The sequence below is a fragment of the Vallitaleaceae bacterium 9-2 genome, assembly GCA_038396585.1.
In the GTDB taxonomy this organism is placed as follows: domain Bacteria; phylum Bacillota; class Clostridia; order Lachnospirales; family Vallitaleaceae; genus UBA1351.
Genome location: CP121691.1, coordinates 2862107 through 2876847, shown reverse-complemented (window position 1 = coordinate 2876847; position 14741 = coordinate 2862107). Strand labels below are relative to the sequence as shown.

General features: G+C 39.9%; 11 protein-coding genes. 9 read left to right on the top strand and 2 right to left on the bottom strand.

Going from position 1 to position 14741, the window contains the following annotated elements:
- The first annotated feature begins 69 nt into the window (after positions 1-69).
- The 4 genes from QBE53_13320 (at position 70) to argC (ending at position 6800) form a co-directional block, all read left to right on the top strand.
- Entirely contained in the window at positions 70-1260 is a 1191-nt protein-coding gene (locus tag QBE53_13320) for an S-layer homology domain-containing protein (GenBank protein WZL80771.1), read from the top strand.
- 9 nt (positions 1261-1269) lie between these two features.
- A complete protein-coding gene (locus QBE53_13315) occupies positions 1270-4002 on the top strand; it encodes a DUF5704 domain-containing protein (protein WZL80770.1) in 2733 nt (910 codons plus the stop codon).
- 157 nt (positions 4003-4159) lie between these two features.
- Positions 4160-5767, top strand: coding sequence for an FGGY-family carbohydrate kinase (locus QBE53_13310; protein ID WZL80769.1), 1608 nt, complete (start codon positions 4160-4162; stop codon positions 5765-5767).
- Positions 5768-5861: 94 nt separating this feature from the next.
- Positions 5862-6800, top strand: a complete 939-nt coding sequence (gene argC / locus QBE53_13305) for an N-acetyl-gamma-glutamyl-phosphate reductase (protein WZL80768.1) — start codon at positions 5862-5864, stop codon at positions 6798-6800.
- On the opposite strand, the gene QBE53_13300 is transcribed toward argC, so the two are convergent.
- Positions 6795-7829: a M15 family metallopeptidase gene (locus QBE53_13300; protein ID WZL80767.1), complete on the bottom strand. Its 1035-nt coding sequence runs from the start codon at positions 7827-7829 to the stop codon at positions 6795-6797. The two genes, argC and QBE53_13300, sit on opposite strands and share 6 nt — an antisense overlap.
- Before the next feature lie 148 nt (positions 7830-7977).
- Here QBE53_13300 and QBE53_13295 point away from each other — a divergent pair, with 148 nt between their 5' ends.
- The 5 genes from QBE53_13295 (at position 7978) to QBE53_13275 (ending at position 14243) form a co-directional block, all read left to right on the top strand.
- Positions 7978-8406 (top strand): PspC domain-containing protein, encoded by a 429-nt coding sequence (locus QBE53_13295; protein ID WZL80766.1) that lies wholly within the window; start codon positions 7978-7980, stop codon positions 8404-8406.
- Between the two features lie 91 nt (positions 8407-8497).
- A complete protein-coding gene (locus tag QBE53_13290; GenBank protein WZL80765.1) occupies positions 8498-10360 on the top strand; it encodes a DUF4981 domain-containing protein in 1863 nt (620 codons plus the stop codon).
- A 22-nt stretch (positions 10361-10382) separates the two neighbouring features.
- Positions 10383-12257: an excinuclease ABC subunit UvrC gene (gene uvrC, locus QBE53_13285; protein ID WZL80764.1), complete on the top strand. Its 1875-nt coding sequence runs from the start codon at positions 10383-10385 to the stop codon at positions 12255-12257.
- 39 nt (positions 12258-12296) lie between these two features.
- Positions 12297-13274: an HPr(Ser) kinase/phosphatase gene (gene hprK / locus QBE53_13280; GenBank protein ID WZL80763.1), complete on the top strand. Its 978-nt coding sequence runs from the start codon at positions 12297-12299 to the stop codon at positions 13272-13274.
- 9 nt (positions 13275-13283) lie between these two features.
- On the top strand, positions 13284-14243 hold the full coding sequence (locus QBE53_13275) for an ROK family protein (protein ID WZL80762.1): 960 nt from the start codon (positions 13284-13286) through the stop codon (positions 14241-14243).
- A 28-nt stretch (positions 14244-14271) separates the two neighbouring features.
- Here QBE53_13275 and QBE53_13270 read toward each other — a convergent pair whose 3' ends face one another.
- Positions 14272-14694 carry a hypothetical protein gene (locus tag QBE53_13270; protein WZL80761.1) on the bottom strand — a complete coding sequence of 141 codons (423 nt, stop codon included), beginning with the start codon at positions 14692-14694 and terminating at the stop codon, positions 14272-14274.
- Positions 14695-14741: the final 47 nt, after the last annotated feature.

Below are 14741 nucleotides of genomic sequence, written 5' to 3'. Positions count from 1 at the left end.
TGACATTTTCTGTAATCTAATAGAGAAGTGTAGGAGTAAAATAAAAAATATAATATTGAGGAGAGAATTATGAATACGTTAAAAGGAACGACTTATGTCTTGACATGTTTAATCATGTTGTCTTTTTTTACCCCCATTTATGGAGCAAGAAGTACGGATGTGAATACCAGTGACTGGTTTTATAATGCAGTTGAACGCTTAAGTGAAGATGACCGAGGGATTATTGTTGGTTATCCAGACGGAACCTTTCGTCCCCAGACGAAGTTGGCACGTGACCAGTTTATTACCATGGTGGTGCGTGCACTAGGAGAAGAACCAGGTAATAGCGAAGGCTACTGGGCGCAGAACTATATCGATAAGGCGATGGAGCTTGGAATACTCAAAGAAGAAGACTTTGATTCTTATTTGGGACCTGTGAACTTCAAACAAGTGATTACACGAGAAGAGATGTGTATGATTATTATACGTGCGGTAGAACGCCTAGAAGGGGAACAAACCTTCACCGACTTGACACAGGTGCTCCAAGTGGTCACAGACTCCGAAGATTTTTCTTTTAAATACAACAAAGATATTATGAAGACGTATAAGCTAGGGATCATCACAGGTTATCCTGACCATACTTTTAAACCCCAAGGGGTGTTAACAAGGGCAGAAGCCAGTACAGTTGTAGTACGCTTAATTGACCCGGACACACGTCCTACATTTGATTATGAAGAACAGTATAACGAACAACACTCAGGCATGGAATCTCATCTTCTAGGAGGTGCCAACTGGGTAGATCCTGTGGCAGCAAGTGATGCTGAGAATGCCGCAGAAGATTGGAGTCTTATTACAGGCAATATGGGATATTCTCCCACTAAATATCAAGTTGAAACAAATTCTGTTTCTCAACAAAGCATAGATTATGCGAAAGGAGCTTTTGAATATGATGAAAATGGACCGTTAGAGGGTCATATTGAAAGTTTTGAACGCCTACTTCAACGACGAATGCCACAAGATCAAGTGGATATTGTCGTGGATTATTTGGCGCAAAAAACAGATAAATATACATATCTAAAACATGATGAAGCCTTCTTTTACCTAGATAATGATAGATATTTAGTGCGGTTACATGAAATCGTTACATTTGAAGAAACACAATATGAACAAGCTATTGCGGTGAACTTTAATATTTGGTATCGAGATCAAAACTTTATTGATACCTATGAGAAGAATATTACCCAGATTATGCCATATACTGATGTCGTCATTTATCGGTAGGAGGTAGAAATGAAAAAGTATAGTATAGTCACCGTCTTAATTCTTTTGTTGCTACTTAATGGAGTACTATCATCGGAAGTAACAGCAGTAGAAGTACCTAGTGAAATGCAAAGAGCATATGATGAGGTAATGCTTCAAAAACCTGATTGGATAGCACCAATAGAAGCCTTTGATATAGATGTATGGAATGCATATGAAGTTTTGGTAGTTAATAATGTAGGTACATTTCCTTCTAGCTTGGCTGGGTTGAAAGAGCCCGATGGTTCACCTAATAGCTACAACCGTGAGGTGGGTGAGTACCGTTATATCGGTTATAATCCTGATGGATACTTAATCAATAATCCAAAGTATCCAGATGATCATAGTGGCTCAGCAATCATCAATACCTATGATTGGCAAGAAAATACAGATTGGAAAACAGATATCAATCAATATATCACATCACCCGAGGATCAGGCGTTTTATGAAAATGAAATATTTTATTTTCTTGAAACCGAATACGGTCCACGCTTTGATGAAACCGAGGACCCGAGTGGTTGGTTGGATAATGCCATCGTTATTGTTCCTGCATCTTCAACAGGCAGTGGTGTCATCAAATATATGCATAAGTGGGACTCCAATAAAGATGGTGTCGCCGAAGAGTGGTACATTACCGTCAACCTAAGGGCGATGGAAGATGTTATAGAGGAGATCACCCAAGAAGAGGGAGAAGACCGGGTGGACATTCCTTCATCACAGTTAGATAGTCAGGCAACGGCGGTGATTCAGGCAGATCCACGAGGTAATGAAGCTTTTGATGCATCGGTTGCAGTACCTGCATCAGACCCTCTCTATGTCCAGATACAGGGGATGGAGTATCTTCACGCCTTAGACTATCAACATGTCTATGGAACGAAGAACTATTCTGTGACCGTGAGTCGACGTTATAAGCTGGTAAAAGGGGTTAAGGATAAGGAGACGGGAGAAGTACGGCGCGTATCAAGAACGACCACACGCAGTAAAACCTATGCGATTCCAAGGACATATGATTTTTATCGGATTGAAAATCTAAGTGTGTTTGCTCTTGACCAAGGGATAGTGACCAACGAAGCCTTGCCGGGAGGACAACATACACTTCAAAGCTCAGTGAAGCCACCTCAGGTAGTGATGGAAAGAGGCGGCGAACTTCAGGAGCATATCATTGATCCGGTCTCAGACCCTATTGTTATTAATCTTCCGCAAAAGACATTGGGAAGTAAAAGCCGACGGTCCTATCCATCGATTCCAAATGAAAACTTCCGTCCGACAGCAGAGGCGGCGGTGGGAAAGATACGTGTCAAGAATGATGGTTTAACCTTTAATGGGGAAGTACTTCTGGATAATGGGCTTTATGAAACAAAAACACCCGTTCCGCGACCGATTCCACCCGCATCACTTAATAGTACGGAGGATCTGTATCAAGGCGGACTACATATACCGGCGACTATGTCGAATGGATTGAAGCCATCTGAAGGTGAGTTGGTATATAAGACAGTCATTGATACCCGAGAAAGCAATGGGCGTAGGGAAGCGATTGAACAGATCAACGATGTAACGGTGCATACGCCAGTGGTCTGCTATCCTGTTCTTGATGTAATCAGTAAGCAAACCCAGCAACTGACATATGATCCGGAGCCACGCCAACTGGTTATCGGAGAACGATTTCATATCGATTATCCGAAGAAGGGGCAGCATATGGAGGCGCGAGGATATGGAGACCGAGATTATAGTGCCTACTTTGAGGTTAAGCAAGTGGCATTTCCGTTTGACGTCTATGTGGGCACCGGATATGATGGACTGTACTTTCCTAAAAATACCTGGGGGAACTTTAACAGCCTGGAAGCGACGTTCTTTATTCCGGCATGGGAGCGAGAGTTGGAGGGGGAGATTATGTTTCGCTCCATTCCCATCAACCATCAAGATATCTTAACAGATCCATATGAATACTATGCGAATCGAGATATTACAAAGTACAAGGCAGTGGAATCCATGGCATTTAAGCTATCCAGTAAGCTTTATGATTTTCAGGTGACAGCATGCCCGGATGATTATTGGACAGACCATGTATCAAAGGAAGCACCGTATCGCGCCATAGACCTACCTATAAAACCTAAGGATACAAGGCGGGTGGGAACTCCCAAGGAAGGGATTATGCTGGGGTATCCCATAGTCTTTGATGTTAGGACAAACGGGGATTTGTACTATCCGGAAGACACGCTTTCGATTGAGCCTTATTATACCTATGTCCCTGTACGTAATGGGGTAGCAGACTATAGTCAAAGACAAGCCGTCGATGTCTATGTGAGTCGATATGATCAAGTGGTAGCTTTTGAAGGCAAGGTGACTTTAACGGCGAAGGATCGAATATTTATAGGAGATACGTCGTGGGGACCGACGTCAATGGATCAAGGGGTGAAAAAGCGTTCAGTGCAACAATGGAAGGGAAGGTTCCACTTGCCGAACATGGCGTATTTTTTACCGAAGGGAACGGATATCACCCGATTGGGACATATCAATCTAGGAGCTGACCCGTTTTTGCATGATGGTTATATTGTTGTAGGATTTAAGATGGTGATGCATAAACAAGGTAAGGGTGCTTACTTAGGATATAACAATGGTTGGACAGAGGAGGGCTTTAAGACGCGTCAAGGTATGGAGACATATCAGTTAGGCGATATAGCCATCTATAGTTCAAGCCGACGTGCAAGTCAAACCTATCGATAAAATTGAAAACCTATTGAGAAAGACAAAGAAAACAACCGTTATGTGGTATTTTCTTTGTCTTTCTGTGTTTATTTGCGATATTCTATTGCATTGGAGCCTACTTATCAGTTATTATTAAAGAAACAAATCAAATGATCAACGTATGGAGGGTTTGAACATGGTTATGGAAAAAGAACAAATTATTCAGATGATCAATGACGGGAAGACTGCATTAGGAATTGAATTAGGGTCAACACGAATTAAGGCAGTTCTTATTGATGACAATCATCAACCAATTGCATCTGGTGGTCATGACTGGGAAAATAGTCTTATTGATGGAGTCTGGACATATGATTTAGAAGAAGTATGGGTTGGTGTTCAAGATAGTTATCAAAAGATGGTGACCGATGTTGAAGATAAGTTCGGGGTGAAATTGTCTAAAGTCGGAGCTATTGGTATCAGTGCGATGATGCATGGATATATTGTCTTTGATCAAGACGATCAACAATTAGTGCCTTTTCGCACATGGCGCAATAACATAACAGGAGAAGCTTCAAAAGCCTTAACAGACTTATTTCAATATCCGGTGCCTCAGCGCTGGAGTATTGCGCATTTATATCAAGCGATTCTTAATGGGGAAGAGCATGTATCAAGAATTAACTATTTAACAACGTTAGAAGGTTATGTGCACTGGAAACTAACCGGTGAAAAAGTTCTTGGAATCGGAGACGTTGCAGGGATGTTCCCTGTTGATTTGAATACCCATGATTATCATGCGCGTATGATTGAACAATTTAATACATTGGCAGCAGACAATAATATGCCATGGAAAGTTCAAGATATTTTACCTAAGGCCTTAGTTGCTGGACAAGATGCAGGAAGTTTAACCCGGGAAGGGGCAAAGCTCCTTGATCCGACAGGGTTACTTCAACCAGGTATTATCATGTGTCCGCCAGAAGGCGATGCAGGAACAGGAATGGTAGCGACAAATAGTGTTGCCGCACGTACAGGTAATGTCTCGGCAGGAACGTCCGTATTTGCAATGATTGTTCTTGAAAAAGAATTATCAAAAGTCTATTCAGAGATTGACCTAGTGGCAACACCTTCTGGAAAACTTGTAGCCATGGCACATTCAAACAACTGTACATCAGATTTGAATGCATGGGTAAATTTATTTGATGAGACTCTAAAGGCGTTTGGTGTTGAAGTTGATCAGACGACCCTCTTTAAGACGCTGTATACAAAAGCTTTGGAAGGAGATGCTGATGCAGGCGGACTTCTTTCATATGGTTATCTTTCAGGAGAGCATATGACCCATTTTGAAGAAGGACGACCGCTATTTGTTCGTTCCTCACAAAACCACTTTAATCTTGCTAATTTTATGCGTGCAAACCTTTATACCTCATTAGGCGCATTAAAGATTGGCTTGGATATTTTGTTAAAAGGGGAAGGGGTTCAGTTAGATAAGATTCTAGGACATGGAGGCTTATTTAAAACAAAAGGTGTGGGGCAACGGTTCCTATCGGCGGCAGTTAATGCACCGGTAACGGTAATGGAGACTGCAGGTGAAGGTGGTGCATGGGGCGTTGCGCTATTAGCGGCTTACTTGAAAAATAAGCAAGAGGGTGAGACACTTGAACAATATCTTGATGAGCGAGTGTTTGGATCTCAAAAAGGTGAGACATTAAGTGCAACTGATGAAGACGTTGAAGGCTTTGAGCGCTTTATGGAAACATATAAAAGTGGATTGGCGATTGAACGTGCAGCAGTAGAAAACCATAGATAAACCCTAGAATTGACATTGGATTCGATTAAGTGTATAATAATTCAAAAAAGAGAATAAAAATACGAAAAGTCGATAGTGGAAAAGGAGAATACAAATGTATAAAGTATATGTTGATGGACAACATGGTACAACAGGACTTCTTGTTAATGAGCGCTTAGAAAACCACCCCAATGTCAGTTTGTTAAAGATAGATTATCATGAACGTCATAATCTGGAAGCACGTAAAGCGTTGCTCAATGAGGCAGACATAGTATTTTTATGTTTGCCTGATTTGGCAGCTAAAGAAAGCGTAGCCATGATAACTAACCCAATGACAAAAGTTATTGATGCTTCGACAGCCCACCGAACCCATGCAGAGTGGACATATGGCTTTGCAGAGTTGTCCGATGAACATCGTCAAGCGATTCGAACAAGCAAGCGTCTCTCCAATCCGGGATGTCATGCAACAGCGGCGATTTCTATTCTGTATCCATTGATTCAAGCAAAAATACTTGATGCTGACAAAAGTTTATCCTTCTTCTCATTGACAGGGTATTCAGGCGGTGGCAAGCAAATGATTGAAACCTATCAAACAACGACAGATATGGCATATCAAGCACCGATGCAGTATGCATTGAATCTGAGTCATAAACATGTTCCGGAGATTATGGTGCAGGCAGGATTAAAGCAACGCCCTATTTTTATGCCGATTGTCGGCAACTTTGAGCGGGGACTGGCTGTGACTGTTCCACTGACGCTTGATGCATTTAAAAAGACGATGACAAAACAGATGTGTGCAAGTATATTACAAGAACATTATAAAGATGCGCATTATGTTCGGGTACATTGTGCAGATGATGACGCGTCGCTTATAGAAAATCGCATGAATATTCAGATGAATAATTATACCAATTATTTGGATATCTTTGTCTTTGGCAATGATACACAGTTGCAGTGCATTGCCTGTCTTGATAATTTGGGAAAAGGCGCATCAGGGGCAGCGATTCAAAATATGAATATTATGCTTGGACTTGAAGAAAACACCGGCTTATAAGCCGGTGTTTTCTTCAATAAGTGATTCAATATACATATATAATTCTTCAACCGTTAAGTCATGTTCATATATGAAAGTGGCAACGTCTTTTCCGATATAACGTAAGTGCCAAGGCTCATAACTATATCCGGTAATTGCGGTGTCTTCTTGAGAATAGCGAATGATAAAGCCAAATTCATGGGCGTGGTCTTTAAGCCAGATGCCTTCGTTCATTTCACCGAGTTCATCGACAAGTCGATAATTTAGTGCATGAAGTGTTACGTCTAATGCTAGTCCGGTTTGATGTTCGCTGTGGCCTGGCCGGGCGCTGACTTTATCCGTAGCTTCTTGTCCACGGTTGGCAACATTACGTTCATAAATCCCTTTTTGCGTGCGATAGGAACGATAACCGGAAGCACCAAGGATAGTGTAGCCATCTTCTTTAGCGGCGGAAAATAGTTCTTCCATATGCATAGCAGCTTCAGAGCGCAATTGCTTTTTCTCGAGAAACTCAGCAAAATAAAAATCAATATCAGGTTCAACGAGATCGGCAGGAACATAGTCGGCGGGCAGATGATTCAATTTATTACTTAACGTATAGATGCTATCAGCATCTTGAACATACCCGATTGCTCCATAGGTATAATTGTATTTATTGTTGACTAGATGTTGAACGAGAGGACGTAAGTCTTCGTTTTCCAAAATCATCTCAGGGGTTAAGCCTAGTTGATCAACATTAATAGGGTCAAGTGCATCGTGATAACCGGTTGTATTATCTGATGAGACTTCTAGGATGGTTCGATTGGTCCAATCGATTTCATCGAAAATGTTGAATGCATCAGGTGCCTCAGTAATCGCCTCTGTGTCAAGTGGTACGTCATTAGTGGTAGTATCAGATGACGATGGGGGAGATACGGTGCTTTCGCTTGTGGTGGAAGCATCTAAGGGAGCGTTAGGGTTTGAACTGTTGCTCTGTATAGGTGAAACTTCGCAAGCACCAAGTAATAGTGTGGAACCTAGTAGTAGTGACAATAATATATTTTTTTTCATAAAAGCCTCCAAATGATATCTAATACAGACATTGTAGATGAAAAAGAGAAAATTAGCAAGATTTTAATGAACCTTTAATCATTTTGGAAGCTGGCTATAAACTTCACTCGTTATAATCAATATATACTTTAAGAAAGAGGTGACGGCAATGTCAAAAAAATTATTTCGTTCAAGACAGGATAAAATGCTAGCAGGTGTGTGTGCGGGAATTGCAGAATATTTTGATATAGACCCTACAATCGTTCGATTAGGTTTTGCAATTTTTGTTTTCGCTTATGGAACAGGAGTTTTAGCGTATATCTTATGTGCCATTATTATTCCGGAAAGACCTTACGATTATATCGAAGATCAAACAACATATGAAGGGCATGATGCGACGCAGGAAGATGAGCATACACCCGAATATGAACACTCGACGCAAAAAAAAACTAAACAAATCATCGGTGTTGTGATTGTTGGGCTTGGAGTTTTAATGCTTGCGGACCAGTTTTTGGATTGGATGAACCGAGGTACAATCTGGTCGTTAGGAATTATTCTTGTGGGTGTATATCTCTTGGTCAGTCCTAAGCAAAGTTAGACGTGTTTTTAGTTTTCTAAAAACACGTCTTTTTATTATGAGGGTTTTCGATTATAATGGAAGAAGAATAGTGATATATGAGAGGTGCCCTATGGAAGAAAAAAAGATTCGCATTAAGTGGATAAACATTAAAACAAGACAACATGAAAACATCCATGAGGTTTCTGAGGATAAAAAGTGGACAACAAGTTTTAGCATGTTTATAGAAAATCATTGGAATGAAAAAATACCAATCAAAGCGCGCATAGAGATTTCATATGAAGATGCGGGCTTTAAAACTATGGAAGAAAATATGGTGCTTGACCAACAAGAGATTAATCATTTTAACATTCATGAGATTGTGAGTGCCCCTATAGAATGGTCGACAGAGACTCCGGTGCGATATGATGTTAAGGTCACAATATATAATGCACTGGGTGAAGTATTAGATAGTCATATGACCTATATGGGATTTGCAGGTCAAGAGCCATTTGTAGAGCGTCAAGAAGCGATTGTGTATTATCATGAAAGCGGTTCAAGTGCTTTTGATGACATTATGTGTATGAAGCAATTAAACATTCAAAAAATATATTATTGTGCCTGGGAGAAGCAAGAAGCATTTTATAATCTTTGCGATACCTATGGAATCAAAGTCATTGATGTCTTGCCTTATGTTGAGATAAAACCTCAAAGTATTTATCAGATTGAAGAGTACTATGGGTTGTATTCTAACCATCCATGTATTGAACGTTATATTGTGTCTCCGCTGATGACAAAGTCGGATTATTATTTGGTCAAAGAGATTACTTCGAAAAACCGTATTGATATTGGAGAGTATCCAGATATTTCAATAATGCCTTGGAATCGGGGATTTAGACAATCAAGGGACTACGAAGAATCAGGACTACCTCAGATAGAAGATAGTGGCTGGCTTTTTAATTCTTTGAATCAAAGCCGTCCAATTACTCGGGTGATAAAAAAAGAGCAGCAGCGTCTGCAGTTTGAGCTCAATCTCGATCAAATGGAGATCCTTATAAAAAGTCACTATGCATATATAGATACACAGGGTTTCTTGTTGGGATATGAAGTCTTAGAAGATGGAATCAGTGTATATAAAAATATAGAAGAACCTTTAGATATTCAACCGAAAAGCCAATATCGCCTGCGTTTAGATTTGAGTGCAATTGATTTTAACATGAATTGTCAATATGATTTGAATGTATTTGCAACGTTGGCTCAGGATACAGATTATGAAAAAGCAGGCTATATTTTTGCTATGGAACAGTTTCGATTAAGAACATCCCAAAAAATGATGGAGATAGCGCCTTCGGGTTTACCAATGCGTGTTCAGGCAAAGCATCGAAAGTTATTCTTAGAGGGAGAGCGGTTTAGTTGTAATATTAGTCGACAGACAGGAGAAATCCTTAACTTTGCCCTAGGGTCCAAAGAGCTTTTTCTAAAACCCTTGAGAATGGAGTGTCGAATTGGTGAAGAAGAAAAATCCCATGCACTTCAATTTAAAGGGTATACATTGCATGCGGTAGATAATGGAACAGAAGTTATATGTTCTTATAAAATCAAAGGTTATAAAGGTGGTCTTGAAGTCATCTTTTTGATGAATGGTAAAAATGAAGTTATTATGCAAATAAAGCCTTCAGAGACAGTGCCGTTAAAAGCAACACACCTTTTTTTACGGCTTAATGATTCGGGAGATGCAATTTCATATTTTGGCAAAGGACCCGATGATAATACGCTACAGTATAATGAAGGGGCATACCTTGGGATTTTTGACATAGACGCATTGCGAGTAGATATTAAGCGGTGTGATGTTCAGTGGATGACCATCGGGGATTATGAATTTGAAGTTAGCCCTTCAACGACATGTCATTGTAAAATAAAAAAAGATGTAAATCAGTTTACAGATATCGAATTTGAATTTGTAGGGACGATGCCAACGATAAAAATGGAAGTATAGCAAAATAAGTGAAGGTGGATACATGTTTGATTTAAAAGAAGCGCTAAAGAACTTGCCGGATAAACCCGGTGTGTACTTAATGAAAGATAAAAATGATCATATCATCTATGTCGGCAAAGCAAAGATTTTGAAAAATCGTGTGCGTCAATATTTTCATCAGTCAGCGAATCATTCAAATAAAATCAAAAGAATGGTTTCACTAATTCATTCGTTTGAATATATTGTGACAGATTCTGAACTAGAAGCACTTATCCTTGAGTGTAATCTTATTAAAAAATATTGGCCCAAATATAACACAATGCTCAAAGATGATAAGACATATCCGTATATCAAAGTGACGGTAGATGAAGCTTTTCCGCGTATTATCTATACACGAGAAATGAAAAAAGACAAGGCAAAGTACTATGGACCCTATGTCAATGCTTATGCAGCTAAGGAGATTATTGACCTTGTACGTAAGATGTATAAGATAAGGACCTGTCATCGTGTGTTGCCACGTGATATTGGAAAAGAGCGTCCATGTCTGAATTACCATATCAAGCAATGTGACGCTCCGTGCATGGGGTATATTAGTGCGCCGGATTATGGTAAGCAGATTGAACGTGTCATTCAATTTCTTGAAGGGGACTACCTGCCGGTGATGAATGAACTACAAGAGCAAATGCTCGAAGCTTCAGAGCGCCTTGACTTTGAAAAGGCGGCAGAAGCAAGAGACTATATCAGTGCCATCAAGGCAATCATGGAAAAACAAAAAATAGTTAAATCGGCGCAAAATGATCAGGATGTCATAGCCTTTGCCAAAAATGAACAAGAAGCGTTGGTTCAAGTGTATTTTGTCCGCAATGGTAAACTTATTGGACGTGAGCATTTTCGCATGGAAAATATTGAGGAGCAAAATGGCGAGGAGATTATGACAGCTTTTGTTAAACAATTCTACTCGGGGACGCCGTTTATTCCCAAGGAGCTCATCTTGCAAAACAATCTGACTGAGGCTCATATCATTGAACGTTGGTTATCGGATAAACGAGGACAAAAAGTGTATATTCGAGTGCCGCAAAAAGGGGACAAGAACAAGCTGATAGCTCTCGCGGCAAAAAATGCGGCCATTACCCTTGAGCAATTTGGTGACAGTCTTCGTAAAGAGCAAAAACGGACGATTGGAGCCATGGAAGAACTGCGCCAAGCCATCGGGCTGGACGAGGCGATAGTACGAGTTGAAGCTTATGATATCTCCAACCATCAAGGCGTGGCAACGGTGGGATCGATGGTTGTTTTTGAACAGGGAAAACCTAAAAAAAGTGATTACCGTAAATTTAAAATTAAATATGGAAATGGACCAGATGACTATGCCTCAATGAATGAAGTTCTGTCCCGGCGGTTTACCCATGCACTGGAAGAACAAAAGGAACTGTTGATAAAAGGCCTGGATGCCGCTCAAGGTAAGTTTACAAAACTACCGGATCTTATCCTTATGGATGGAGGAAAAGGACAGGTTAATATTGCCCTTCAAGTGCTGACAGAAGTAGGATTAGCCATTCCGGTTTGCGGAATGGTCAAGGATGACAAGCATCAAACAAGAGGATTATACTTTAATAATCAAGAGATTGCGCTGAACGTGCGAAGTGAAGCGTTTAAACTTGTGGCAAGAATTCAAGATGAAGCCCATCGCTTTGCCATTGATTATCACCGTAAAACCCATTCCAAGATACAAGTGAGGTCGGTTTTAGATGATATAGCGGGCATTGGTCCTACGCGACGCAAAAACCTAATGCGTGCCTTTGGCAATATTGAAAAAATAAAAGAAGCTTCAGTAGAGGAGCTTAATCAAGTGAATGGGATGAATCAAAAAAGTAGTGAAGCGGTTTATAGATTTTTCCATAAAGATGTGATACTATAGTGTAAGATAAAATGCAGGAAAGCAAACTGGAGGGCGACCATGGATCATGAAAATTATTATGTCTGTCTTGATGATATCATCAAAAAAATGAAACTCAAGAATTTGACGCCGGAAATACCGACCAAAGATATACGCATCAATCAAAGTGACTTAAATCGACCGGCATTACAGCTTGCAGGTTTTTTTGATTATTTTGATTCTGAACGTGTTCAGATCATTGGAAAAGTGGAGTACACCTATATACAAAACTTATTTGCCTCTGAACGTCGTGCTATTCTTGAGCGCCTATTTAAAAGTCAGATACCGTGCTTGATTTTGTCACGGAGTTTGGAGCTAATGGATGACCTCAATGAAGTGGCACATGAGACGGGGGTTCCGATATTACAATCTCACAGACCAACTTCATATTTTTCTTCAGAATTAAACCAATACTTAAAAACAGAACTTGCACCACGGATTTCTTTACATGGTGTACTTGTAGATGTCTATGGTGAAGGGGTTTTTATTACGGGTGAAAGCGGTATTGGAAAATCAGAGACTGCTTTGGAGTTGATTAAGCGGGGGCACCGTCTGGTTGCAGATGATGTTGTTGAAATTAAAAAAATTAATGATGATATTTTGCAAGGAACAAGTCCAGATATTATTCGTCACTTTATAGAAGTGCGCGGAGTGGGGATTGTTGATTGCAAGACCCTTTTTGGAGTCGAGTCGGTTAAGGAAAGTCAAAACATAGATTTAGCGATACGACTGGAAGATTGGAATCCAGATAAGGAATATGAACGCTTAGGTTTAAATGAAGAATACATGGAAATTCTTGGCAATCAAATCGTGTCACATTCGATTCCCATTCGTCCAGGGCGAAACTTGGCGATTATTGTAGAGTCGGCGGCGATTAACCATCGACAAAAAGCGATGGGGTATAATGCAGCGATTGAGCTGAATAATCGAGTGACCAATAACTTGGCAAAACGTACACAAGAGCGCAAAAATTTAGAAGAAAAAGGAACAAACAACTAAGGAGGATTTATGTATAATATTGGAATTGATTTAGGTGGGACAAATATTGCAGCGGCGTTAGTCGATGAACAAGGCACGATTATTCGAAAAGATTCAGTGCCTACATTACGTGAGCGGGATTATACGGCTATCGTTAAAGATATGGCGATGCTAGCACTAAAAGTGATTGAAGATGAAGGTATTAAGCCCGAAGACGTTCATTCTGTCGGGATTGGAAGTCCAGGAACGCCGGATACAGAAAAAGGGCTAATCGTTTATGCGAATAATTTAAAGTTCAATAATACACCCATCCGTGAAGAATTTGTTAAGTATTTTGATATCCCTGTATATATTGAAAATGATGCCAACGCAGCTGCTTATGGAGAGTTTATCTCAGGTGTTGGACGCAAATATAAAGACTTTGTTGCTGTAACGTTGGGTACAGGCGTCGGTGGTGGAATTATTGTACAGGAAAATATTATTACAGGATCTTACCATGGCGGTGCAGAGCTTGGACATATGGTTATTGATATGAACGGAGCAACATGTAGTTGTGGACGCCGTGGATGTTGGGAGGCCTTTTCCTCAGCAACAGCTTTAATTGGCAAAGCCAAAGAAGCTGCAGCAGCCCACCCGGAGTCAACATTGAACACACTTGTAGAAGGAAACCTGGAAAATATGAATGCAAAGATTCCTTTTGATGCGGCGCAAGCTGGAGATGTAATTGCGCAAGAAGTGATTGATTGGTATATTCACCACTTAGCCGTTGGTTTAGTGAATGTAATTAACATTTTCCAACCACAAGCCATTGCTCTTGGTGGAGGTGTATCTGCACAAAAAGAAAACCTATTAGTTCCTTTAAGAGAAAAAGTCCTTACAGAAATATATGGTGGAGCAGATTCACTTAAGACAGAATTACTTGTGTGTGAGTTAGGGAATGATGCAGGAATTATTGGTGCAGCGATGCTGTATAAAATGTATGACAAGTAAAAAGATTATTGAAAAGCGACTAGATATTCTAGTCGCTTTTTTCAGTAAGTGTTGTTTTTAGCTCTTTGTTACGATTTTGTTTAGCTATATCTGATTTTAACCGATTAATATGTTGTCGCTTAGCCAAAATCTCCATTTGATAAGATTGGATGGCTTTTTCTCTTGGGCTGATGGTATGCTTACGTACAGCGCTTTGGCTTCGGATGTAATTAAAAATTAAAAACATTGCAATAACTAGATTCAATAATATACCAACATACAGATAGGGTGTAATGTATAAAACAGAACTAATAGCAATGATAATACCAAGAGGACGTAACATCTTTGTAGCTAAAGGTTGATGAAAGAAAATATGGGTCACAATAAATCGGTGAATATAATTGTTTGAACTCATGGAAATACCTAGAATAATTAAAAAAATCATGATACTAACTTTGGTAATTGTTGCCATGTAACGCCTCCAAAAAAATAAGATAACGATAGTGTATCATATTTTAC

Bases quoted from the DNA above. Each gene is read 5' to 3' on its own strand.
- QBE53_13295 (WZL80766.1), top strand. From the start codon at position 7,978: ATGTCAAAAAAATTATTTCGTTCAAGACAGGATAAAATGCTAGCAGGT.
- QBE53_13270 (WZL80761.1), bottom strand. From the start codon at position 14,694: ATGGCAACAATTACCAAAGTTAGTATCATGATTTTTTTAATTATTCTA.
- QBE53_13275 (WZL80762.1), top strand. From the start codon at position 13,284: ATGTATAATATTGGAATTGATTTAGGTGGGACAAATATTGCAGCGGCG.
- QBE53_13300 (WZL80767.1), bottom strand. From the start codon at position 7,829: ATGAAAAAAAATATATTATTGTCACTACTACTAGGTTCCACACTATTA.
- QBE53_13290 (WZL80765.1), top strand. From the start codon at position 8,498: ATGGAAGAAAAAAAGATTCGCATTAAGTGGATAAACATTAAAACAAGA.
- hprK (WZL80763.1), top strand. From the start codon at position 12,297: ATGGATCATGAAAATTATTATGTCTGTCTTGATGATATCATCAAAAAA.
- QBE53_13310 (WZL80769.1), top strand. From the start codon at position 4,160: ATGGTTATGGAAAAAGAACAAATTATTCAGATGATCAATGACGGGAAG.
- QBE53_13320 (WZL80771.1), top strand. From the start codon at position 70: ATGAATACGTTAAAAGGAACGACTTATGTCTTGACATGTTTAATCATG.
- uvrC (WZL80764.1), top strand. From the start codon at position 10,383: ATGTTTGATTTAAAAGAAGCGCTAAAGAACTTGCCGGATAAACCCGGT.
- argC (WZL80768.1), top strand. From the start codon at position 5,862: ATGTATAAAGTATATGTTGATGGACAACATGGTACAACAGGACTTCTT.
- QBE53_13315 (WZL80770.1), top strand. From the start codon at position 1,270: ATGAAAAAGTATAGTATAGTCACCGTCTTAATTCTTTTGTTGCTACTT.